Annotated in this window: 17 protein-coding genes; 10 read left to right on the top strand and 7 right to left on the bottom strand. The window is 34.7% G+C overall.

The window, feature by feature from the left end:
• Nucleotides 1-94: 94 nt before the first annotated feature.
• Complete coding sequence (locus BM211_RS10400) at nt 95-907, bottom strand: HNH endonuclease (RefSeq protein ID WP_090996883.1); 813 nt, start codon at nt 905-907, stop codon at nt 95-97.
• A gap of 294 nt (nt 908-1,201) precedes the next feature.
• On the opposite strand from BM211_RS10400, the gene BM211_RS10395 reads away from it, so the two are divergent.
• The 4 genes from BM211_RS10395 to BM211_RS10380 all read left to right on the top strand — a co-directional run bounded on the left by BM211_RS10395 (nt 1,202) and on the right by BM211_RS10380 (nt 5,180).
• Nucleotides 1,202-2,284, top strand: coding sequence for an AI-2E family transporter (locus BM211_RS10395; RefSeq protein WP_035432266.1), 1,083 nt, complete (start codon nt 1,202-1,204; stop codon nt 2,282-2,284).
• Between the two features lie 233 nt (nt 2,285-2,517).
• A complete protein-coding gene (locus BM211_RS10390; protein WP_020061802.1) occupies nt 2,518-2,874 on the top strand; it encodes an ArsR/SmtB family transcription factor in 357 nt (118 codons plus the stop codon).
• Nucleotides 2,858-3,298, top strand: a complete 441-nt coding sequence (locus tag BM211_RS10385; protein ID WP_035432264.1) for a hypothetical protein — start codon at nt 2,858-2,860, stop codon at nt 3,296-3,298. The genes BM211_RS10390 and BM211_RS10385 overlap by 17 nt, the downstream gene beginning before the upstream one ends.
• Before the next feature lie 118 nt (nt 3,299-3,416).
• Nucleotides 3,417-5,180 carry a SulP family inorganic anion transporter gene (locus tag BM211_RS10380; protein ID WP_090996880.1) on the top strand — a complete coding sequence of 588 codons (1,764 nt, stop codon included), beginning with the start codon at nt 3,417-3,419 and terminating at the stop codon, nt 5,178-5,180.
• Nucleotides 5,181-5,798: 618 nt separating this feature from the next.
• Here BM211_RS10380 and BM211_RS10375 read toward each other — a convergent pair.
• On the bottom strand, nt 5,799-5,939 hold the full coding sequence (locus BM211_RS10375) for a YrzI family small protein (RefSeq protein ID WP_035432261.1): 141 nt from the start codon (nt 5,937-5,939) through the stop codon (nt 5,799-5,801).
• A 502-nt stretch (nt 5,940-6,441) separates the two neighbouring features.
• Between BM211_RS10375 and BM211_RS10370 the strand changes: the two genes are divergently transcribed.
• Nucleotides 6,442-6,693 carry a hypothetical protein gene (locus BM211_RS10370; protein WP_177206913.1) on the top strand — a complete coding sequence of 84 codons (252 nt, stop codon included), beginning with the start codon at nt 6,442-6,444 and terminating at the stop codon, nt 6,691-6,693.
• A 110-nt stretch (nt 6,694-6,803) separates the two neighbouring features.
• Nucleotides 6,804-8,453 (top strand): M4 family metallopeptidase, encoded by a 1,650-nt coding sequence (locus BM211_RS10365; RefSeq protein ID WP_090996878.1) that lies wholly within the window; start codon nt 6,804-6,806, stop codon nt 8,451-8,453.
• A 476-nt stretch (nt 8,454-8,929) separates the two neighbouring features.
• Here the strand turns inward: BM211_RS10365 and BM211_RS10360 are convergent, their stop codons facing one another.
• The 4 genes from BM211_RS10360 to BM211_RS10345 form a co-directional block, all read right to left on the bottom strand.
• Nucleotides 8,930-10,189: an ATP-grasp domain-containing protein gene (locus BM211_RS10360; RefSeq protein ID WP_141771624.1), complete on the bottom strand. Its 1,260-nt coding sequence runs from the start codon at nt 10,187-10,189 to the stop codon at nt 8,930-8,932.
• 14 nt (nt 10,190-10,203) lie between these two features.
• Nucleotides 10,204-11,448, bottom strand: a complete 1,245-nt coding sequence (locus BM211_RS10355) for an MFS transporter (RefSeq protein ID WP_090996875.1) — start codon at nt 11,446-11,448, stop codon at nt 10,204-10,206.
• Between the two features lie 447 nt (nt 11,449-11,895).
• The gene (locus BM211_RS10350) at nt 11,896-12,444 is read right to left on the bottom strand and encodes a methylated-DNA--[protein]-cysteine S-methyltransferase (RefSeq protein ID WP_090996872.1); all 549 of its coding nucleotides are present in this window, start codon (nt 12,442-12,444) and stop codon (nt 11,896-11,898) included.
• Nucleotides 12,434-13,084, bottom strand: a complete 651-nt coding sequence (locus BM211_RS10345; RefSeq protein ID WP_090996868.1) for a bifunctional transcriptional activator/DNA repair enzyme AdaA — start codon at nt 13,082-13,084, stop codon at nt 12,434-12,436. Before BM211_RS10345 ends, BM211_RS10350 begins: the two co-directional genes overlap by 11 nt.
• Before the next feature lie 594 nt (nt 13,085-13,678).
• On the opposite strand from BM211_RS10345, the gene BM211_RS10340 reads away from it, so the two are divergent.
• Nucleotides 13,679-15,763, top strand: coding sequence for a hypothetical protein (locus BM211_RS10340; RefSeq protein WP_090996865.1), 2,085 nt, complete (start codon nt 13,679-13,681; stop codon nt 15,761-15,763).
• Between the two features lie 222 nt (nt 15,764-15,985).
• Here the strand turns inward: BM211_RS10340 and BM211_RS10335 are convergent, their stop codons facing one another.
• Nucleotides 15,986-16,333: a YkgJ family cysteine cluster protein gene (locus tag BM211_RS10335; RefSeq protein WP_035432246.1), complete on the bottom strand. Its 348-nt coding sequence runs from the start codon at nt 16,331-16,333 to the stop codon at nt 15,986-15,988.
• Nucleotides 16,334-17,076: 743 nt separating this feature from the next.
• Between BM211_RS10335 and helD the strand changes: the two genes are divergently transcribed.
• The 3 genes from helD to BM211_RS10320 all read left to right on the top strand — a co-directional run bounded on the left by helD (nt 17,077) and on the right by BM211_RS10320 (nt 21,704).
• Nucleotides 17,077-19,425 carry an RNA polymerase recycling motor HelD gene (helD, locus tag BM211_RS10330; RefSeq protein WP_090996862.1) on the top strand — a complete coding sequence of 783 codons (2,349 nt, stop codon included), beginning with the start codon at nt 17,077-17,079 and terminating at the stop codon, nt 19,423-19,425.
• Between the two features lie 450 nt (nt 19,426-19,875).
• Nucleotides 19,876-20,001 (top strand): hypothetical protein, encoded by a 126-nt coding sequence (locus tag BM211_RS27040; RefSeq protein WP_256217064.1) that lies wholly within the window; start codon nt 19,876-19,878, stop codon nt 19,999-20,001.
• Nucleotides 20,002-20,183: 182 nt separating this feature from the next.
• Nucleotides 20,184-21,704, top strand: coding sequence for a spore germination protein (locus BM211_RS10320; RefSeq protein WP_090996856.1), 1,521 nt, complete (start codon nt 20,184-20,186; stop codon nt 21,702-21,704).
• The last annotated feature ends 16 nt before the right edge of the window (nt 21,705-21,720 follow it).

Raw genomic sequence — 21,720 nt, 5'->3', positions numbered from 1 at the left:
TGATTGTATCGTTCTTTTCATTATTATAGCACAATCTTGTTTATGTAAAAAAGGAGAGCGTACGTTCTTCTTTTTGAAAGCAAATCAATTAGTTTTAAGATTTAATTCTGTTTGTTGGCTTAAACAATCCATTCATATATTCTTTTAAACTTTTTTTATAAAATACTTGGTTGTTTGCATCATTTACACCGACAATTGGTGACGGAAGGTCGTATCTTTTTTTAGACAGATGAACAACGACATCAAACACATCAAAGAAACGAATAAAGCAAAATAATCCATCTTTGTCACTTAACAAAATGAAATAATGGTTTTCACAGTCGGTACTTAATGTGTTCCACAATGAACTTTTGCTTAAATCTCGTACAATATTTCTATCTTTTAATTCAATGAAATCGATGTTTGATAAAATATTAGAAATTACAACTGCGTCGGGATCACTAATATAACCATCTATATTATGTATAGCGAATAAATAAGCCATTTTCAATAAGCTCATCTTATATTTGCGATTATCCAGAAGTAATTCACGTTGAATAGAACCCGCAACTTTCGTTACTCGTTCTTCTTTCCATATTTCATTATGAAGTGATATATCGTTTCTTTTACATAGTTTCATTATGAGAGAATTTGAGAATTGGAACTCATCAATATCCGTTTCTCCATTTGTATATTTTTCTTCATCATATATGTCTAGAAGAAGAGGAGAGTCAACTTGATGTTTGAGTTGATCTATTTTATACTGTATTAATTTATGGCTAATTAATATACGATCTATACTTGCTATTACGTTTTCATAGCAGGTTTCACACACTGTGTTGATATAGTAATATCCACATAACACTTCTGGAATTACATATTGTTCTGTACATTGTTTTTCATCTCTACATATACTGCATATTGGCATAGTTATCACCTTTTAGTTACAAATTTTTATCTTGTTATTTGCGGGCAATAATCTCCCATTTTACGGCTTTGAGAAATACAAAGGAGATAAGTAGGGGATAACTGCCCGTAAAGTCCGATTAGTTCAATTTATCATCAGTAGAAAATAAAAACACAACTGACAAAAGTTTCACCTTATATGTTTTTATTGTAGTTTATTTATTAATGTTTTGGAATAAAGAAAGAGGAAATAACATATAAATTTTTGCTTCGATTTGTTACAATGATAAAAGAAATTTAAAAGGAGGCTCTTTTTTTGAAATCAAAAGTTCAATTTTGGACATTAGAAGTATTGATGGTTGTAGCGATTATTTTTATCTGTACAAAAATTTCGTTTTTATTTCAACCAATTGGTATTTTTATATCCACTTTATTTTTTCCCATTTTAATTGCTGCATTTTTGTATTTTATGTTTAATCCTGTCCTACTTTTTTTAGAAAACAAAAAGGTGCCGCGAAGTTTATCCATTTTGTTATTGTATGTCTTTATTATTACATTAATAGCTGTTGCAGTTGGCGTTGTAGTTCCAGTTGTATCTCATCAGCTGATGGATTTAGTAACGAACATGCCAACGTATATTAAAGTAGGGAAAGAATACATAGCAGATTTATCGAATCATAAGCTATTTCAATGGCTTACAACACAAGATTATGTTTCGTTAGCGACATTAGAAAAGAATGCTCTTTCGTATTTGAAAGAAATACCAAATACAATTACAGCGAGTGCAACTGCCTTATTTGGAATTATAACAAATGTTGCATTAGTTGTTTTCACAGTTCCATTTATTTTGTTTTATATGTTTAAAGATGGTCATAAATTCCCTGGAGCAGCAGTTCGTTTTTTTCCAGAATCATACCGTGAAAATGGACTTCGTCTATTTAAAGAAACGAATGAAACACTTGCGGCGTACATTCAAGGACAAGCACTTGTTTGTTTATTTGTAGGAGCTTTCACGTTTGTTGGTTATTTAATTATTGGATTGCCTTATGCATTTATTTTAGGGATTGTGGCAGCATTTACGAATATCATTCCAAATTTAGGTCCGTTTATTGGAGCAGCGCCGGCGGTTATTGTTGGACTATTTGTATCGCCAATGCAGGCGGTATGGGTTATTGTTGTGGTAACGATTGTTCAGCAATTTGAAAGTAATATTTTATCACCGCGAATTATGAGTGAGAAACTAAATATTCACCCTTTAACCATTATCATCTTAATTCTTGGTGTTGGAAATTTTGCTGGAATTATTGGAATGATTTTAGCTGTACCAACCTATGCTGTATTGAAAACAATTATTTCAAACTTAGTAAGGCTTTTTGAATCGAAAAAAAATAAGAAATAGAAAGAAGGCTGGTTACAGAGTGTAACTGGCTTTTTTTCGTTCTCAGTATAAATGTAATACAAATAATTAAAATATATGTATGACTGATTTGACTTTTAGCCGTTACATGTCGTCAAAAATTTGTATTGAAAATTATTCACGATAGCAGTATTCTATACATATTCAAATATTTGAAGATGTATAGAATACTGCTAAATTATTTAAAATGATAAGTAAGTAATGGAGGTGTTTGAATGGGAAATGAAATGCAACAGTTTAAGGCTGACTTTTTCAAAGCTTTATCACATCCTTTACGGATCCGTATTCTTGAATTATTGTCAGAGGGTGAAAAAAGTGTAAATGAACTTCAAAGCATTTTGAATAAGGAAGGTTCTGCCGTTTCACAACAACTAAGTGTATTACGTGCAAAAAATATTGTTGTCGGTACAAAAGATGGGAAACGAGTTTTATATTCGCTACGAGATCCAATGATTATGAACTTACTGGAAGTTGCACGAGCGATTTTTAACAACCATTTAATTGATACGATTTCGATGTTAGAAGAAGATGATAAAACCATTGTAAAGGAGGGGGTTGAGTATCGAAGTTAAGAAAGAAGTTATTATTCAACATGGAATTGAAGTATTTCGATCAGTAGGAGCTCATCATGTATGTGATGTTTGTATTAAAAGTGGGAATTCTTGTTGTTTTTCATGCCAGCATTTACAAGATGAAGTTGGGTGTCAAAAGAGAAATACGGCTTGTACAGCTTGGTTATGTGGGATTCAAAGTTTTTTATTTGATCAAATTGGATTATTGGATGGATGGAAGAGCTTTTGGAGTGAGGTTCCAGGTCAAAAGTTTCGTAGAGATAGTACGCCAGATAAGGTATGGATTAAATCCTTTATAGATACAGAGAAGTTAGATGGCCGAGAGGGGGAACTTCTAGCAGAAAGGTTGAAAATCTATGTGCAAGAGAGCGGAGATATAGGTGAATTAGAGTGTCATTTGAGCAAAACGTATAGTCAATATTAAGCTTATGCTTTCCTTAAATAAGAGCATGAAAAATGTATTTACAATCTAAATTTATTAAGAGGTAGTTAATCTTTCAGAAACAGCAAGATTTATTAATAATAGAAAAGAAGGGTTTATAATGAAAGGGTTATTTACAGGAAGATTTGAAGGATACTCATTGAGGCACTTTCAAAAGGATCTTCTTTCAGGAACGATTGTCGGAGTTGTTGCGATTCCACTTGCTATGTCTTTTGCTATAGCTTCTGGAGTTAAACCAGAGTATGGGATTTATACAACATGTATTGCTGGAATTCTTACTGCGCTATTTGGTGGTTCAAGGTATCAAATTGGAGGACCAACAGGTGCCTTTGTTCCAATTCTTTTAAGTATTGTAATTGCCTATGGATATGAAAATTTGTTACTGGCAGGTTTATTAGCCGGAATTCTTTTATGTCTAATGGGTATCTTTAAATTAGGATCTTTAATTAAGTTTATCCCGCGTCCTGTAACAGTTGGTTTTACATCAGGTATTGCTGTTACTATTTTTACGGGACAAATTGCTAGCTTTTTAGGTTTAACAGGTATAAAAAAGCATGAGGCATTTATAGCAAATCTGAATGAAATCTTTATTCATATTGATACCGTCAATTTTTACAGCATTATAACAGCTTTTATCTGCTTTGTTGTTATACTCGCAACGCCAAAGCTTTTTCCAAAAGTACCTGGTTCATTAGTAGGTATAATCATTTCAACTTTAATTGCAACGGTATTTTTCTCGGGTCATGTACCAACTATTGGTACAGCGTACGGTACGATACCCAATACACTTCCGCAGTTTCATGTACCAGAAATCACATTAGAACGTATCAAATTGCTGATAGGTCCGGCATTTGTAATTGCGATGCTCGGTGGTATTGAATCTCTTTTATCTGCTGTCGTGGCAGATGGAATGACAAATAGTAAACATAACAGCAACAAAGAACTGATTGGTCAAGGAATTGCTAATATTGTCACGCCATTATTTGGAGGTATTCCAGCAACAGGAGCGATCGCTCGAACAGCGACTAATATTAAAAGCGGGGCTGCTTCACCTATATCAGGTATTATTCATGGGATTCTTGTTTTATTAACACTTTTATTACTAGCTCCATATGCTTCACATATCCCACTTGCAAGTATGGCTCCTATTTTAATGGTAGTAGCTTGGAACATGAGTGAGCAAAAACATTTTGCGCACATCGTTAAAATGAAGAGTGGAGATTCTCTTGTATTAGTTGTAACATTTTTGTTTACTGTATTTACGAGTTTAACAACAGCAGTAGAAATTGGTCTTATTTTAGCTATTATTTTATTTACAAAACGTATGAGCAACATGCTAGTCATATCTAAAGTGCTTCCAGATCATTCAAGAAAAAATGAAAAATTGTTACCACATGTGGTGAATAAAACTCATGATTGTCCGCAAATTAGTATTTATACAATAGAAGGTCCGTTATTCTTTGGTGCTGCTCAAACATTTGAACAAAGCATTTTAGCAACTATTCACTATAAACCTAAAGTTTTAATTTTACGAATGGGAAAAGTTCCTTTTATTGATACGACAGGAGAGTCTTATTTTAGAAGTATTGTTCATTCGTTTAAACAACAAGGTGGAATACTTCTAGTTGCAGGAATTCAACCTGAACTAAAAACGACTTTAGTTAGAAATGGACTGTATGCTGAAATTGAGAAGCAGAACTTCTTTGAGCATACAGGGGATGCAATTAACTACGCTTTAGAACATTTGAATGTGAACAAATGTATGGGCTGTAAACATTTTGCATTTCGTGAATGCAAGCACCTTTCTCATCAACCTCAGAAAGTGAATACAGTAAAAGATAAAGCAAATGCACTAGATTTTTAAAAAGGAATAAATAAAAATAGTGAACAAGGTTGCCTATATTTTTATATAACAACCTTGTTTTTGTTTGCCCGTCAAATTTTATCCCGCTATTCGTGGGCAGTAATACTTCCGCCTCAAAATTCAGCGAAAGCATTGTCCAGCTCTAGCGGCTCGTTCAGAAGTTAGGTGGGAGCTGATAATCAGTGAGGGATGAAGAAAACCCCACTGATTAAAGTTTCACTTTATCCAAGAAAAGTCCGTTTTGTAAGAGTTTTTCATCAGTGGAGAATGAAGTGTCTTCACTGATTTTATACTATCTTTTTAGTACTTTTATAATATATAAATCCATTTTCATTCTTCAACATCTAAGTCGGTGCAATGCAGAATATAACATGACCGCTCCTTGCTTTCTCCTTTTGTTTGAAACTTTGCCTGTGGCAGAAAGAGGCTCTGACCGCTTCTATGCATGGCCAGATGCTCTCGCCTGCTTAAAAAGAAAGAGGGTTTTTATGTCGATTTTTTACTTTGTATTCATATAGTTCTGTTATGCGGAGTCTACCTCTACAATCCAAATCATAATTTTCCACTTAGATAAAATCATTTTAAATATCTCCTTTCATCGCTATTTGATATTCATAATTACAGATGGTTATAAAACGATATTTGGCGATCTTTTACTTCGTCCACGATTTGTTGAACACGTTGTTTCTGTTCAAGTTCTACTTCAGATAAACGAGCTTTTTGAATCGTAATCGTTAAAAAGAATACATGAAATGTCATATGTTTTTACTCCTTTCAAATATAAAAAATTGTGAGAATGTGAAAATCGCACAAAAAAGCCACAGGAAGATAGAGTGTTCCTGCGGCATGGCATGAAAAAGCCACAGGAAGGCATTCGACCTCCTGTGGCAGAATAATTCAAATCATAGTAAATACGATTTTCAATTCTCCATATGGGTGGTCGAACATCTATTTAATTGTGAAACAAGTGCTACATATACAGTTAATTTCATCATATTATTCGACCTCCTTTGGAATTTTTTTCTTACGTAAGTAAGTATATACAATTAGGTAACATTTGTAAACCCTGAAATTTAAAAATAGGACAAAAATTTTGAATTTTGATGAAAGTGTACAATTTTTAAGATAGATTTCTTAATGAACGGCGAATATTTAGTGTGTGGAGGGATAAACTGAAATTCTCTTATTCTTGAGGGGTGAACTTTATTTAATAGCAGGTACAAAAAAATTAAAAAAGTTTGACGGAGGTAGAGTCATTGTCATGAGTTTTCAAACGGATTATTTTTTAAAAACAGCAATAAGTACAGTGTTATTTCCATTTACGGCGGCAAATCTGTATATTAGAAAAAAGAATGAAACGAAGGAACCAGGAAGTATTGTGAATGTGGATGGTCGCAGCATTCATACGATTATTTCTGGTGAAGAGAATGGAAATCCTACTGTTATTTTAGATGCAGGATTGAGTGGTAATTGTTTAGCTTGGTGTCTAATCCAGCCTGAATTTTCTGTCTAAATTTTCTATAATTTCAGATAGTAGGTTGTATACTATTATCACTAGAATTATATAAAAGTGTTAAAAAACATAGAGATGTGTCAAAAAAATAGGGATGGGGAGTGGTATTTTTGAAAAAGAAGGTTTTATCTTCAACATTAGCTTTATCTATGGCTTTAGCGACATTTGCGACATTAGGCACGTCACGTACATATGCAGCAGAGCAAAAAATTCAATACAACCAAGGATTTCAGACACCATCTTATATTGGGGAAGAGTGGAAAGCACCAGAAGGACTAGATAAAAAAGAAACTGTGTTCGAGTATTTAAAGAGTAAGAAAGACATGTTTCAATTAACAGGAAATATGGAGAAACATTTTGAAATCGTTAGAGAAGAAAAAGACGCAGAAGCAGAAACAACGCATGTGAGGCTTATTGAAAAATATAATGGTGTTCCTGTATATGGCTCTGATCAAACAGTAGCACTTGATAAAAATAATAATGTGAAAGCATTTTTTGGACAAGTTATCCCGAATTTAGAAAATAAAAATATCCCATCAACTGCAAGTATTTCAGAAGATGAGGCTGTAAATATTGCGAAAGCTAGTATTGAGAAAGAGATTGGAAAAGTAGATAACTATGATGGTATTAAGAAGGATTTATACGTATATGAAAAAGATGGACAATATTATCTTTCCTATCTTGTAAAAGCATCTGTTTCAAAACCAGCACCAGGCTACTGGCATTATTTTATTGATGCAATAAATGGAAATGTGATCAATAAATATAATGCGGTCGATCATATTACTGGTTTTGGATATGGTGTTTTAGGAAACAGACAATCATTTGAAATTGTTCAAAATGAAAAAACAGGTGCATTTCATTTATTTGATGGCAAACGTGGAAACGGTGTTTATACGTTTGATTGGAGAAATTTGAATAAATACTTTTATGATTCACCATTACAAGGACTGGGATATACAGGTTATGAAATTGAAAGTAAGTTCAAGTTCTTTGCAGATAAAGCAGGTGTTGATGCACATGTAAATGCAGAAAAAGTATACGACTATTATAAGAAAACATTTAATCGTAATTCCTATGATAACAAAGGAGCAAAGTTACGTTCTGTTGTTCACGTAGGGGAAAACTGGAATAATGCTGGGTGGAACGGTGTGTATATGAGTTATGGTGATGGAGATGGAAAAGAATTTATTCCATTTTCTGCAAGCTTAGATGTTGTTGCCCATGAGTTAACACATGCTGTAACAGAGCATACAGCAAATTTAGAGTATCAAGATGAGTCTGGTGCATTAAACGAATCGTTTTCGGATATTTTCGGTGCGATGGTGGACCGTGACGATTGGGAGGCGGGAGAAGATATTTATACACCGGATATATCAGGAGATGCAATGCGTTCCTTAAGTAATCCTGCTTCTATTCCAAACCCATTAGAACCAACTGAAGGTTATCCAGATCATTACAGAAAATTTTACACTGGTCCATATGATAATGGCGGTGTTCATATTAACAGTAGTATCAATAATAAAGCAGCATATTTAGTGTCTGAAGGTGGCGGACATTATGGTGTGGAAGTAAACGGTGTTGGTCGCGAAGCTACGGAAAAAATTTACTATCGTGCCCTTACAAAATATTTAACTGCAAACTCTAACTTTAAAATGATGCGCCAAGCTGTACTTCAAGCTGCAGAAGATTTATATGGTAAAAACTCTAAAGAAGTACAAGCTGTAACGAAGGCTTATAATGCAGTTGGTATAGAATAAGACATGAAAAAGACCTGATATATAATGTCAGGTCTTTTCTTACTGATCAATCGCGAATGCCCGGTGCAATTTTCGCTACGCCTTTATAAACTTATAAAGTATTTATTAAACGATATTGTAAATCTAGGCATTATTATCATAAGTAAAGAGCCGAATTTTTTCCTGTTAAGAGTAAATCGGCTCTTTAATGTTTAAAGAATGTAATTAAAAAACTCACAAACAAAGAGTCAATTTTCTGAAATAGAAAAAATGACTTGAAGTATCTTCCATTTGTTTATATATTTTTCATTAAATTCATAAGACAGTGTAAGAGTATTTAGCATGGTACCTGAAATTAGATCGTGATTTAACTCTATAGGTATCCTTAGCTCATAATGATCATGTTGTACTGGTAACCCAATTTTTGGGTTAATAGACACACGTGGTTTAAATTGTCCTTTTTCTTAACATAGACCAGTCATGTGACACATTCCTTTTTAAATATATTTTTTAAAAGAAGGTTTCCATTCTGACAAATCCTGATAAACAAACGTTATATTGTCACATATTTTATCTGCAACTTCGTACATATGTTTTATATCATTAGCCGTAAATAATATAGATCCTTTGCGCTGAGTACTGTCTACAATAGTTGGTATGGTGTCGCCCTCTTTTACTAATAGATCAATTAATATCACTTCGGATATGTTATCTAACCCTTTATACTTGATTTCTTTTAAGCAACCTGGTTTTGGAATCAAGCTTAAAGACATAGCTTGACATTTTGAAGATACACATCTAAATTCATCTATAGTCTCAGTAGCTAACGCATCATAATAGTATCCAAATTGAGATATGCCGGTTGTTAGTTCTACCATTTTCCAAATATTACCGCCACCTATCCTGACTTGAGACTCTATGATTATTGGCTTATTTTGTTTGTCTAACTTTACTTCTGTATGAGTAATGCCGTCTTCCAGTTGCATGTCGTTCAAAAATAGCATTACTTTCTCAATGATTAATTTTTTTTGAGATTCATCTATAGGTGCCGGCATAATAGTATAGTTTATTATAAACGTATCTTCTTTAAATACTTCAGCTGATATAGCTAGTATAGAGTGTTTTTTGTTATAAGAAACGGCTTCGACCGTATAAACTACGTCACCTTCAACGTACTCTTCCACTAAAATAGGTAGTTGAATACCGTTATCTTTAATAAATACCTCTACGTCATCTCCCATGTCTAGCTTAGATACTCCTTTACCACCTGCGCCACTCGGGGGCTTTATTATAATACTATCTTTTTTGTTCAAAAATTCATCAATGTCTTTTATGTTATTGCAAACTATCGAATCTATCGAAAAGTCTTTGCCTGCTAGAATTTCACGCATCATGTCTTTATTGCGGGTTATCATATTAGCGTTGTAAGAAGATCCTTTAACATTAAAAATTTTTGCAATTGTGCAAGCCGTATCTAAAGCTGCTTCGTTGAAAGATACAACCACATCAAACGGTTTCTCTTTGTACAATTCTTCAGCATAGTATACACACACGGGTATGTTTGTTGTGTCTATTTCTTTTCTATAGAAACACTTTTCTAAGATAATTCCATCGAAATATATGTGTTTAGTGTAAGACCCTATATACGAAACAGTATACCCCCTGTCTAAAGCATCTTGTATAGGCTTTGTCCATCCCCCTATAAATAAAACGTGTGGTGTATTTCCTATGTCAGTTCCTTTTGATACTTTATACATCATAATCATCTCCTCTAAATTGAACTCGTATATTCAATGTTGGTACCTGTTAATACGCCTCGTCTTAACAACACCACTAAACACAATGTTGTTCCGAATCCCCCTATAAATAACGTAGTTTGAAGCCCAAATATAGAAACTAAAAATGCACTAGCAAAACTTCCCAATGCCCAAGCACCCCAATTAAGCGTACGCTGCATTGCATTTACTCTGCCTAGCATGTGACTTGGTGAGGCAAGTTGTCGTATGGTTGCAGCGTAAGGGCCAAATACCCCTTCTCCCATACCATGTATGATACTTGCAGCTACTATACCGTAAACGGTTCCCAAATATCCCATTATCGGTATAAAGGACAGACCGATAACTGATACAGTAGCGCTATAAATAAGCATTTTTGTATTATTAATTTGTTGACTTTTTTTCAGGAGTATCGTATTGCCTATTAAAAATCCCACCGCTGCCGAACCTACCACAAAGCCTATGTCAAGTTCAGATAGACCCATTACCTTATAAAGGAATATTACTAAAATGCTATTTAGTATGTATTTAAAAAAACCATACACAGCGCCACAGCTTACAATTGGTTCCAATACAGGGTGTTTTTTAAAATATATTAAACCTTCATATATGTTTATATATATAGATTTTATGTTTACATTTCTAAAAGAGCCCTCTGTATGCGGTTTAAACCTTGAAATAAATAATACACACACAAAACAAACAAAATACGTTACTGCGTCAACAGTGAAAGAGCCTGTTAATCCAACTAGAGTAATAACGATTCCTGCTAGCATAGGACCAATTACTATAGAAAGAGACTCCGAAAGGGCTAGTTGAGCATTTCCTTTTTTTAAGTTGTCTTTATCTGTTAATATTTCCGGTAAGAAAGAAGGAATTGCAATGTTGTAAAACGTGGTAAATATTCCATTTAAAAACATGAGAAACACTAATAAAGGGAATGTTATTATATTTGTTACAGTCAGTATGAATACTGATAAAAATAAAACGCCTTGACATATACTACAAATTAGCAAAACCTTTTTTCTATGAAGGATGTCTATCAAAGCACCGGCTACTAATCCGAAAATTAGGTAGGGTATGAATATAATCCCACGAAGCAAGGCAGCATTCGCCTCACTTGTTTCTAGCACCTTTAATGCAAAAAGAGGCAAAGCCACTACTGTAAACTGGGTACCTAACAAACTTATAGACTGTCCTAGCCAAAGCTTGTAAAAATTAAAGTATTTTTTATTTTTCATAATACACCTTCTTTCATTCATATTTATAAATTACCTAGTTTACGATATAAGTAAGATCAGGCGAACGCACATGAGTCCGCATTTAGAAGAGGCGACAGTTTGGCGTTGTCCTGTTTATCCCGCATTAACGGGCAGTAATACTCCCACCTCAAAATTCAGCGAAAGCATTGTCCAGCTCTAGCGGCTAGAATCTCCGGCCGTTTCGCCCCCCCGGACGAGGCAAAAAGCGCCTCTCTGTCAGGGGCTCCAACGTCCTGCGATTCTGAACGAGCCGCTTCCGCTTTTCTTAAGAAGTTAGGTGGGAGATAAACTGCCCGTAAAAGCCCGATTGGTTCAACTAATAATCAGTGGGGGATGAAGAAAACCCCCACTGATTAAAGTTTCACTTTATCAAGCATTTGATGTAGCTTGGCCCAGTAGAGTTCGGCTAAAGATGTTATATGCTGATCAGACATGTTGTAGCTCCTTCTCATTGTTTGTGGAGCCTTGTTCAAGTTCCAACAGTTGCGTTTTCATTTCCATTCCGCCGCGATAGCCCGTCAGCGATCCATTTTTGCTGATAACACGATGGCATGGAACAGTAATCAGGATCGGATTGGTTCCAATGGCCCTCCCAACTGTCCGAACTGCAGTTGGTTTTAGAATTTGTCGAGCAATATCCGAGTAGGATCGAGTTTGACCGTACGGAATATCACATAGTGCCTTCCATACGGCTTCCTGAAAAGGTGTGCCGTGATAAAAGATTGGAATGGTGAACCGATTGAGCTTGCCTTGAAAATAACGAACAAGCTCATCTGCAAAAGGTTGCAATTTTTCGTCATCTCGAATCAGGTCGTTTTCAGGCAAGTAATGATTTGCCCATTTCACCAATTCTTCGAATGGTTTATTTTGCGATCCGACAAAACATAAGCCTTTTTTTGTTGCGGCAATGTACACCTTCCAGTTTTCATAAGAAAACAACGACCAATAGAGAGAACTGCTTTTTTTAGGTGCCATTTGAAAATGCCTCCTTCAAGTGTTGTTTTTGCTGTCTACGATAAGCCTCCGGCGTTTGGCCGGTTTTCCTCTTAAACAGCGTAATAAAATAAGGTGTATTGGAAAGTCCGACAGACTCACCGACTTCAGCAATTGGGTCATCAAAAGTAGTCAATAACATTTTCGCCTTTTCTATACGGACATGCTGGATGTAGTCCACCGGGGTCATGCCTTTGATTTTTTTAAAGGTTCTATGCAAGTGATAAGGGGTTCCGTGACTCAGAAGCGCAAGGACTTCAAGCGTCAACGTTTCATCGCAGTGGCTATCCACATATTCGGTTATGAAAGCAATCCACTCCTCATCGGGCAATCTTTTCCTGGTTGGCTTGCACCGTTTGCAGGGACGAAAATGTGCAGCTAGTGCTTGATCAGCATTTTCAAAAAAGCCAATGTTTTCTCTTTTGGGTATTCTTGATTTGCAAGAAGGGCGACAAAAAATCCCCGTTGTTTTCACTGCATAAAAAAATTGTCCGTCATAAGAAGCATCATTATTGACAATAGCCTGCCATTGTTTATCAGAAACAGGGACGGATAGAATTGGCTTGTCAGAGTCTGGGTGTTGATTAGTTCGTTTCGGATTTGTTTTCCAATCATATGTCACTTTGAATCACCTCTAGCTTCAGTATAACCCTGAAAACAAGTTATTGTATGCATTTTGGAATGTAACAGCAAGATAACGAAATTATAATATTATCAGGTAAATATTAACACTTTAATTTCACTTAAATTGAGAGGCAATCTATTGGATTCTAAAATAAATTTATCCCGCATTAACGGGCAGTAATACTCCCGCCTCAAAATTCAGCGGAAGCAAAGAAGTTAGGCGGGAGATAAACTGCCCGTAAAAGCCCGATTGGTTCAACTAATAATCAGTGGGGGATGAAGAAAACCCCCACTGATTAAAGTTTCACTTTATATTAGATTGAAAAATTTATAATTTGGTTTTATCGTTTTGGGGTAGTGTATTCTTGTTAGCTTGGTGGGCATGTGGCGGTAATCCTATAAAAGCTAGGGCAGTTATTTAGATCTAGTTAGTTAAAAATTATTTGTCTAAGAAGCTCAATGATTCTATAAAAAAGTAGAAACATTGAGCTTTCTGTTTTTCATAGATTGCGTAATGAAAATGGGAAATATATAAATTACAAGTGAAAAATATGAATAAAAAGAATACACTTGTAGAAAGGGGGGATCGGGGATGAAGTACTGGAAAGATGATATTTTTAGAATACTTGGAGTATGGTCTTTACTTGCTGCTTATATCGTTTTAACAATGTCGATGCGTTATTCGTGGTTAACGGTGTATCAAAGTTTAGTGGTATTAGGAGTACCTATTATTGCAATCAACTGGAATTTTGCGGTAAGAAATGTACTTTTTGCAAATGTGTTGTTTATAAGAGGAATGCGTATAACCTTATATCTCGCCTATGCGTGGTCATGTTGGATGCTTCGGAATATTTACGGTATTGAAAATGAGAAAATTTGGCTTTCTATTAGTTGGCTACTTCCAGTATTATATCTTTATTTTACTGACAGAAAACCAGAGTGGTATGTGCTTGGCGGCGGAGCATTGCTTTTCTTTTTATCAAATATAGATGAAACGACGTGGTTTGTTGTTTCGCACAAATGGCAATCTATTATGATAACAATGGCCTCAGTTATTTGGTACTGCCTGGAACGAAAAATGCTGGGCCGCTATTTATTTTATACAGCTAGTCTATTAGGGTTATGGGTGATATATCTTGAATGTTTATATGAGGGAGGAGAGCCTAACTATTGGCTAAAAGTGTTGTGTGCAATCATCATGACAGTCACATACATGGTTATATTCAAAAAAATACAAGAAGGACATTTATATAAAATAACAACTGGTGCAATCTTAACGGCTTGGTCGTTGTATGCATTAATAGACATAACGAATTTATTTGTAAATTTAACTATGAATCTCTCTTATATATTGATGGGGCTTGTCGGTTTGTTTGTTCTTATTTCGCAAGTATTTTTCACTTGGCAAGAAAAAAAGAAACAAACGAATGCAAATCCCCGGAAAATAGGAGAATACGTGCTATATGTTTTAGTGAGCTCAATAGGAAGTGTTCTTTTTCTTGCGAGTCTTTACTTCGTATTATGGGAAACAGTAAGAGAAAGCAGTGTAATCATGATTGTAAGCGCTATGCTAAGTGTGCTTGGAATTTGGGGATATAAAAAAATAACAGCAAAATTTTTGCGGGTTTTTTTATTTGTTTTCGCTATCACAGCAGGAATTACAACCATTGTAACAAATCACCATTACATATGGGGAGTGTTGTATGCGAGTTGTATTTTTTTGTATTGGCTATTTGCGAATCATAAGGCAGAACAATATAGTTTATGGTGGTTATTAGAAGGAGTCATAGTAAGTGAGTGTATGAAAGATACGGAATATACAATAAGTATGGGGTATCTCGTGCTCATTCATATCGGATTTTTCATTTTTGCGATTGTGCGGAAAAATAAATTTTTAATACGAAATAGCGTTGGATTTGGAATGATATATGTATTTTTCTATTTGTTAGGGAAATATGAAGGTGCAGATCCTTGGTTTATTATGAGTGCACATGGTGGATATATATTACTCCTTGTACTGGGCATGTTGTTTGTAAAGGATATCGTAATAAAGCGGATTGGCATTGTTATTTATTTGTTTACGAATCTTATAATGTATGAAACAAATTACATTGGAAACTATGGATTGAGCTTGATGCTGTTTCTGGCAGGGATTGTATTGTTGCAAACAAAAAAACATCAAAAACAAGAGAAAATTAGTAAATATAACGGAATATACAAGAAAAAACACGTATGGTTAGTAGGGGTACTTTCCGCTTTTATGTTACTAGGTACTGTTGCAAGGCAAGAATGGAACTATTATAACAGTAATATTGTATTGCTGGAATTGGAAAATCCAGTTAATGAAATGAGAGATATGAAAAAAGTATGGTTTTCTTTCAAAATAGAAGTGGAAGCAAATGAGATGATGTTGAAACGCGAAACAATAAAAGAAACAAAAACACCAGTGTTTATAAAATTGAAAAAAGAACAAGACAAGAATTATCGTATAGATCAAATAGAGGTTGGTGACTATCCGAAAGAAAAAGGAATCTGGATAAAGGGATATATGAATTATGGATATGTTACGATTGGAAGTACACGTGAAGTTCCTGTTACTCTCGTAAAAGGGGAAGGGATATATGCAAAAGTACAAATTGCGAAGAACGGAAATAGTAGAGTAATCGAAATTCAATGACATAAGGTGTGCATGGATAAGAAGTGGTAGGTTTAAACGGGATATTAAGGAATAAGGATTGTAAATCGAAGGTGAAATACTAGTATAAAACAAAAATGGGTCATAGTTTGGATTGTAATTCCAAATATGACCTTTGTTTTATGTCGAAATTTACTTAACGTATATTTTTGTTGAAATTTGGATGTAACTTCAATAAACAATTCTTCAAAAACTTTTACTCTATTAAGAAAAGTCTTTCCAAGTAAAATCAACACTCAAAATACCGACAGGCTGTTCATTGGCTATATAGTTTTTTGTAGAAGCTAATTCTGGTTTGCGAATACAAACAAGATTTTTGTAATTCCCAAATGCCCGACAAATGAATGGACGTACCGAGTGAATGCCGCACCGATCGTTAATTTCGTCATAAAAAATACAGGTCCCAAAATATCGTTGTTGTTGCTTTAAATTTAGGCGTTTTTTAGTAGGCATTGCTTTTATCTTCTTTTTTATTTTTTTTAACTCGTTTTCTGTAATTGGAACAGGACCGCAACACATTCCTTTACAATCTTTACAAGGCAAACTTTCCATCCCATCATCTCCTAGAATAGGTAATTGTTATCATGAATTTAAAGATACGAGTTTTCTAGCTCTAAAATTGCAAAAGTGAGGAGCTCATTTAAAAGTAAATGGCATTATAGGTACAACCATTGTCAACTCCTTTACTTACCCTCTAATCGAGGGAGTTTATTAATATTTTTTTCTGGACACTTGTTTGCTGTCTTTCTTGCTGATTCTAGAGGGGTTGCTTTTCTTGGGTCTTCTTTTCTCGTTTTAGACCAACACAAAAAGGTCTTTAGACACACTTGAAGAAAAATGTTCTTCAAGTGGTCCAAAAGACCCATGATCTCTGTTATTCAGATAAAAGCTCGATGACGAGACACACGCTTGCGTCTCTTTTGAAAAGAAAAAAATATTACTCTTAGTATAACAAATTTATCCATTTATTACAAGAATAACTGAATTTAAAAGAAAATAAATCGTGTATTACACGATTACAATTAATTAATCTATGATATGAAACTCATTACCCAAAACGGTTCATGGTACGTTCTTAACGTACAGCAAAACTGAGTTTTTTTGAAGTGAAAAATCCGTTGTAAACAAAATGTCTAGAATTATAGTTGAACTAAGAAATATGAGTGTGCTAAAATTAAAAAATGATCTGTCGGAAAATTTTATTTTATCCGATAAATATCCAATATAATTGTAACAGGAATCACCTGTGTTTGTCAAACTTTTGGTCAAAATTTTTTTCGATAAGGAGTGACAATATGGAACAGTATGAACAAGATTGGAAGAGAGAACAACAACGAATAGAAGTAGTTGTTAAGAAAATTAAAGAGCGAGTAGATAGCCTTCAACAATATGTAAGCAGCGGAAAAAAAGAGGTAGTTCATATTCGGAAAAACTTTTGGAACGATGTAACAACTAACTTCGATAATGCTGAAGAGGCCATTGAAACAGCAGCAAGTATAAAGCAACAAGCAGAGTTATTAGCAGAAAGAGAACGAAGTCATTATCATGCAGATAAGCAGCTCACCATGTTAAAACGGCTAGAGCATTCTCCGTATTTTGGGAGAATTGATTTTTTAGAAGAAAGTGAAAGAAGTGCTGATCAAATTTATCTTGGCATTCATTCGTTTTTTGACGAGAGTACAGATCAATTTCTTGTTTATGATTGGAGAGCACCTATATCTAGTTTGTATTATGATTATTCGCTCGGATCTGCCGTTTATAAAGCGCAAAATGAAATGATTACAGGAGAAATAACTTTAAAAAGACAATTTATCATTCGTAACGGTCAAATGGAAAGTATGTTTGACACCGGAGTAACAATTGGTGATGAATTATTACAAGATGTGTTAGGGAAAAATGCGAATACACAAATGAAAAGTATTGTTGCTACGATTCAGAAAGAACAAAATCTAATTATTCGCGATGAAACGAGTCGTTTACTTATTGTGCAAGGAGCAGCAGGAAGCGGAAAAACATCGGCTGCATTGCAACGAGTTGCCTATTTACTATATCGATATCGAGATACATTACATGCAGATCAAATCATTCTTTTTTCTCCTAATTCAATGTTTAATAGTTATATATCAACGGTTCTTCCTGAATTAGGAGAAGAGAATATGAAACAAACGACATTTCAAGACTATTTAGAGGAGCACATAGAGAAAACATTTGATGTTGAAGATCCGTTTACGCAAATCGAATATGTACTTGCGGGGAAAGAAGATTCAAAATACTTAGTACGCATGAAAAGCATTCAATATAAGGCAAGTGCCTCTTTTTTGAATGTTGTAGATAACTATGTAACGTATTTGAGACAAGATGGAATGATTTTTAAAGATGTGAAGTTTCGCGGAAATGTATTAATTTCAAAAGAGGAAATAAAAGAAAGGTTTTATTCTTTTCCTTTGTCGATGAGGATTCCAAATCGAATAAAGTTAATTTCTGAGTGGTTACTAAAAGAAATAAAGAAAAGAGAGCGGATAGAACGAAAAGAACCATGGGTTGAAGAAGAAATACAGCTATTAGATAAAGAAACGTATGCTAAAATTCATAAAAAACTGCAACAAGAGAAACGATATGACGCTAATACATTCGATGATTTTGAACGTGAACAACAAATGTTAGCTGCAATGATTGTGAAAAAGTATTTTAAACCACTTCGTAAAAGATTGAAAGGGCTCCAATTCATTAATGTACCTGCGATTTATGTTCAGTTGTTCGCAAATCCGTTGTTTGCAGAGAGATTTACGAGCAAGAATGAATTACCGCTATATTGGAAAGAAATATGCCAAGAAACAGTAGAACGCATACAGCACTTTCAGATGGCTTATGAAGATACGACGCCTTATTTATATTTAAAAGATCAGCTGGAAGAATTACAACGAAATACATCTGCAAGGCATATATTTATTGATGAAGCACAAGATTATTCTGTTTTTCAGTTTACCTTTTTAAAGCGATTATTTCCACATAGTAAAATGACGGTACTTGGTGATTTTAATCAAACGATACATGTACATGCGACTGAAAATGGATTTTCGCAATTATATGCTTTGTATGGAGAGGAAAAAAGTAAGCGAATTGAACTTACACGCAGTTATCGTTCAACGAAACAAATTATTGAATTCACACGGCAACTTATTTCAGAAGGAAACTGTATTGAACCATTTGAGCGTGAGGGGAGAAAGCCAGTTATAACAGCAGTAGAAACAGATGAGGAATTACATCAAAGAATTGTAAACCGGATTCAATATTTGAAAAAAAATAATCATAAAACGATAGCGATTATTTGTAAAACTGCCGAGGAAAGCAAAGTGGCATTTGACATACTACAGCAACATGTACAAATTCACCTTATCGAAAAAGAAACAGCTTCGTTTGATTCGGGAGTACTTATTGTACCTTCATATTTAGCGAAAGGTGTAGAGTTTGACGCTGTTATTATTTATAATGCTTCAAACGAACAATATAGAAAAGAAAGCGAACGTAAGCTTTTCTATACAGCTTGCACACGTGCTATGCATGAGTTATACATTTATTATAAAAACGAACTAAGTCCGTTTTTAATAAGAGTTGAGGCAAATACTTATATGCAGGATGAATAGAAGAAAGAAGCTGACCCCAAATGCACATAAGTGCCTTTGGAGTCAGTGCTCTCTTCCGTTATCGGCCGTTCTTTGCAATATATCAGCGATTCGACATGATTTAAAGACCCTTCGGCAATATTCGATATACAAATAATCGATTCGCTGAGTTGATTCATACCAAAAAGAGAAATTTTTGGGAAACCTCTTTAGCTTACATTTTGATATGGCAGATGAGCAGTTAAATTGTCTTCCATTCATTACATTTAATTGAATAGTTTTCATTGCAACAAATAAAGAAAATATTAACATACATATGTGTATTATTTAGTTGGAATATTATTAATCCCCTATGAAGAATAGGGGGTTTTTTGTTGGATTAAATTTCCGTACTTAAGACATAATAATGCGTAAGAATTTCAGATTAAAGTAAAAAAATGCAGTGTCAACTGCTGAAATAGGATGATTAAAATGTGGAAAACGATTGTTTCCTACCTTCCAGAGTGGAAAGTTTTTTGGCAGGCTTTTATTGTACTGTTCATTCCGTATATGATTGCAAAAATTTTTAGTTGGATTCATAAATTAGAGGGAAAGTAAAGGGATGAATGAACAACTGTATTCATTCATGGGTCAACCTTAGAAAAAAACTCCTCTCAGTCTGGTAGATACTTGCTGCAATGCTAACGAAAATCTTTTGATAGCTCCTGAAGTAATTATGGTATTAGGATACCGCTAAATTTAGATGCACACGAAGCTTTTTAAAAGAAAGAGTGATAAGAATGAGAGAGCAGAACGTTAGTTTTATTCAAGACTCAAAAGAAAAGTTTACAGGCGATTTCATTTTGGATTTGGAACTTGTAAAGAAAGAAATTAATGATAACTCTGATGTACACTTTCGGGAGTTTAACATTGGGCGTACAGGTATTAAAGCGGCAATTATTTTTGTAGAAGGACTGTCAGATAAAGAGCTCATTGACACACATATTATGAAATCATTAATGGTTGATTTTTATGAAGAATACATGAATGACTCATCTTACAAGAAAGGGACGGTTTCAAAAGAGTTTATTAAAGAGCAAGTCCTTTCTATTAGTGAAGTAAGCGAAGCTCATGATATAAACGATTTGATGTCAAAAGTATTGACAGGTTCTACCGCGCTTTTGGTTGATGGCTCACCAGATGTATTGATTCTTAGTACAACGAAAGGGAGAACCCGGAACGTTGAAGAACCTATATCAGAGGTTTCAGTCAGAGGTCCGCGGATAGGATTCACAGAAGTTTTAAGTGATAATACAGCTCTTTTACGACGTCATGGTGAAAATGCAGGCTTGTCATTAGTAAAATTCCAAGTAGGGAAGCGGGCAAAAAAAGAACTCGTCGTCGCTTATATGAAAGAAATTGCAGATTCGGAATTAATAGAAGAAGTCAAGAGAAGGATTCAGAAAATTGATATTGATAATGTACCGGAATCAGGATATATAGAGCAGCTCATCGAAGATAATTACTTCAGTCTTTTTGCACAAGTACAGAGTACGGAGCGTCCTGATCGTGTCATTGCTGCATTGATGGAAGGGCGAGTTGCCATTTTATTAGATGGAACACCGTTTGCATTAATCGCTCCAGTTACATTTAGCATGATGATGCAATCGCCTGAAGATTATTATGAACGTTGGATTCCAGGCACTCTCTTTCGCATATTACGTTTTGGAGCAGCCATCATTTCTCTTTTTACACCTGCCTTGTATATCTCCTTTATCTCGTTTCATCCTGGATTGATTCCAACTAAGTTAGCCATTTCTATCATAGGAGGAAAGATGGGTGTTCCTTTTCCGGCGATTATTGAAGCACTGCTTATGGAAGTAGCTATTGAAATTTTACGAGAAGCCGGACTCCGTTTGCCGAAACCAATTGGCTCAGCAATGGGAATCGTGGGCGGACTAATTATTGGGCAGGCAGCGGTAGAAGCTGGGATTGTTAGCCCTATTATGGTTATCGTAGTAGCCGCCACGGCCATTTCTTCATTTGCGCTCACGCCTTATAGTACAGCAATTCCACTTCGCATCCTTCGTTTTGCAGGCATGTTTTGCGCTGCTTTGTTTGGATTGTACGGACTCATTCTGTTTTTTCTCTTCTTATGCAGTCATTTGGTGAAACTAAAGAGTTTTGGTGTACCCTACGTTAGTCCAGCGGTTCCGTATAAAGCAAGTGATTGGAAAGACTTTATCGTGCGCGCTCCATTTCAGATGATGAAACGTCGTCCGGAGATGCTACATCCGAAAGATCCAATACGAAAAGGATAGCTTACTTTGAAAAGGA

This window comes from Bacillus sp. 491mf (assembly GCF_900112415.1).
In the GTDB taxonomy this organism is placed as follows: Bacteria; Bacillota; Bacilli; order Bacillales; family Bacillaceae_G; genus Bacillus_A.
Note: the sequence above shows the minus strand (reverse complement) of the source record. Positions and strands in the feature narration are given on the sequence as shown.

Excerpts from the sequence above, each read along its gene's own strand:
- BM211_RS10340 (WP_090996865.1), top strand. The coding sequence starts at position 13,679 with ATGAAGTACTGGAAAGATGATATTTTTAGAATACTTGGAGTATGGTCT.
- BM211_RS10390 (WP_020061802.1), top strand. The coding sequence starts at position 2,518 with ATGGGAAATGAAATGCAACAGTTTAAGGCTGACTTTTTCAAAGCTTTA.
- BM211_RS10350 (WP_090996872.1), bottom strand. The coding sequence starts at position 12,444 with ATGGCACCTAAAAAAAGCAGTTCTCTCTATTGGTCGTTGTTTTCTTAT.
- BM211_RS10360 (WP_141771624.1), bottom strand. The coding sequence starts at position 10,189 with ATGTATAAAGTATCAAAAGGAACTGACATAGGAAATACACCACACGTT.
- BM211_RS27040 (WP_256217064.1), top strand. The coding sequence starts at position 19,876 with ATGTGGAAAACGATTGTTTCCTACCTTCCAGAGTGGAAAGTTTTTTGG.
- BM211_RS10355 (WP_090996875.1), bottom strand. The coding sequence starts at position 11,448 with ATGAAAAATAAAAAATACTTTAATTTTTACAAGCTTTGGCTAGGACAG.
- BM211_RS10335 (WP_035432246.1), bottom strand. The coding sequence starts at position 16,333 with ATGGAAAGTTTGCCTTGTAAAGATTGTAAAGGAATGTGTTGCGGTCCT.
- BM211_RS10375 (WP_035432261.1), bottom strand. The coding sequence starts at position 5,939 with ATGACATTTCATGTATTCTTTTTAACGATTACGATTCAAAAAGCTCGT.
- BM211_RS10380 (WP_090996880.1), top strand. The coding sequence starts at position 3,417 with ATGAAAGGGTTATTTACAGGAAGATTTGAAGGATACTCATTGAGGCAC.
- BM211_RS10320 (WP_090996856.1), top strand. The coding sequence starts at position 20,184 with ATGAGAGAGCAGAACGTTAGTTTTATTCAAGACTCAAAAGAAAAGTTT.
- helD (WP_090996862.1), top strand. The coding sequence starts at position 17,077 with ATGGAACAGTATGAACAAGATTGGAAGAGAGAACAACAACGAATAGAA.
- BM211_RS10370 (WP_177206913.1), top strand. The coding sequence starts at position 6,442 with ATGAGTTTTCAAACGGATTATTTTTTAAAAACAGCAATAAGTACAGTG.
- BM211_RS10400 (WP_090996883.1), bottom strand. The coding sequence starts at position 907 with ATGCCAATATGCAGTATATGTAGAGATGAAAAACAATGTACAGAACAA.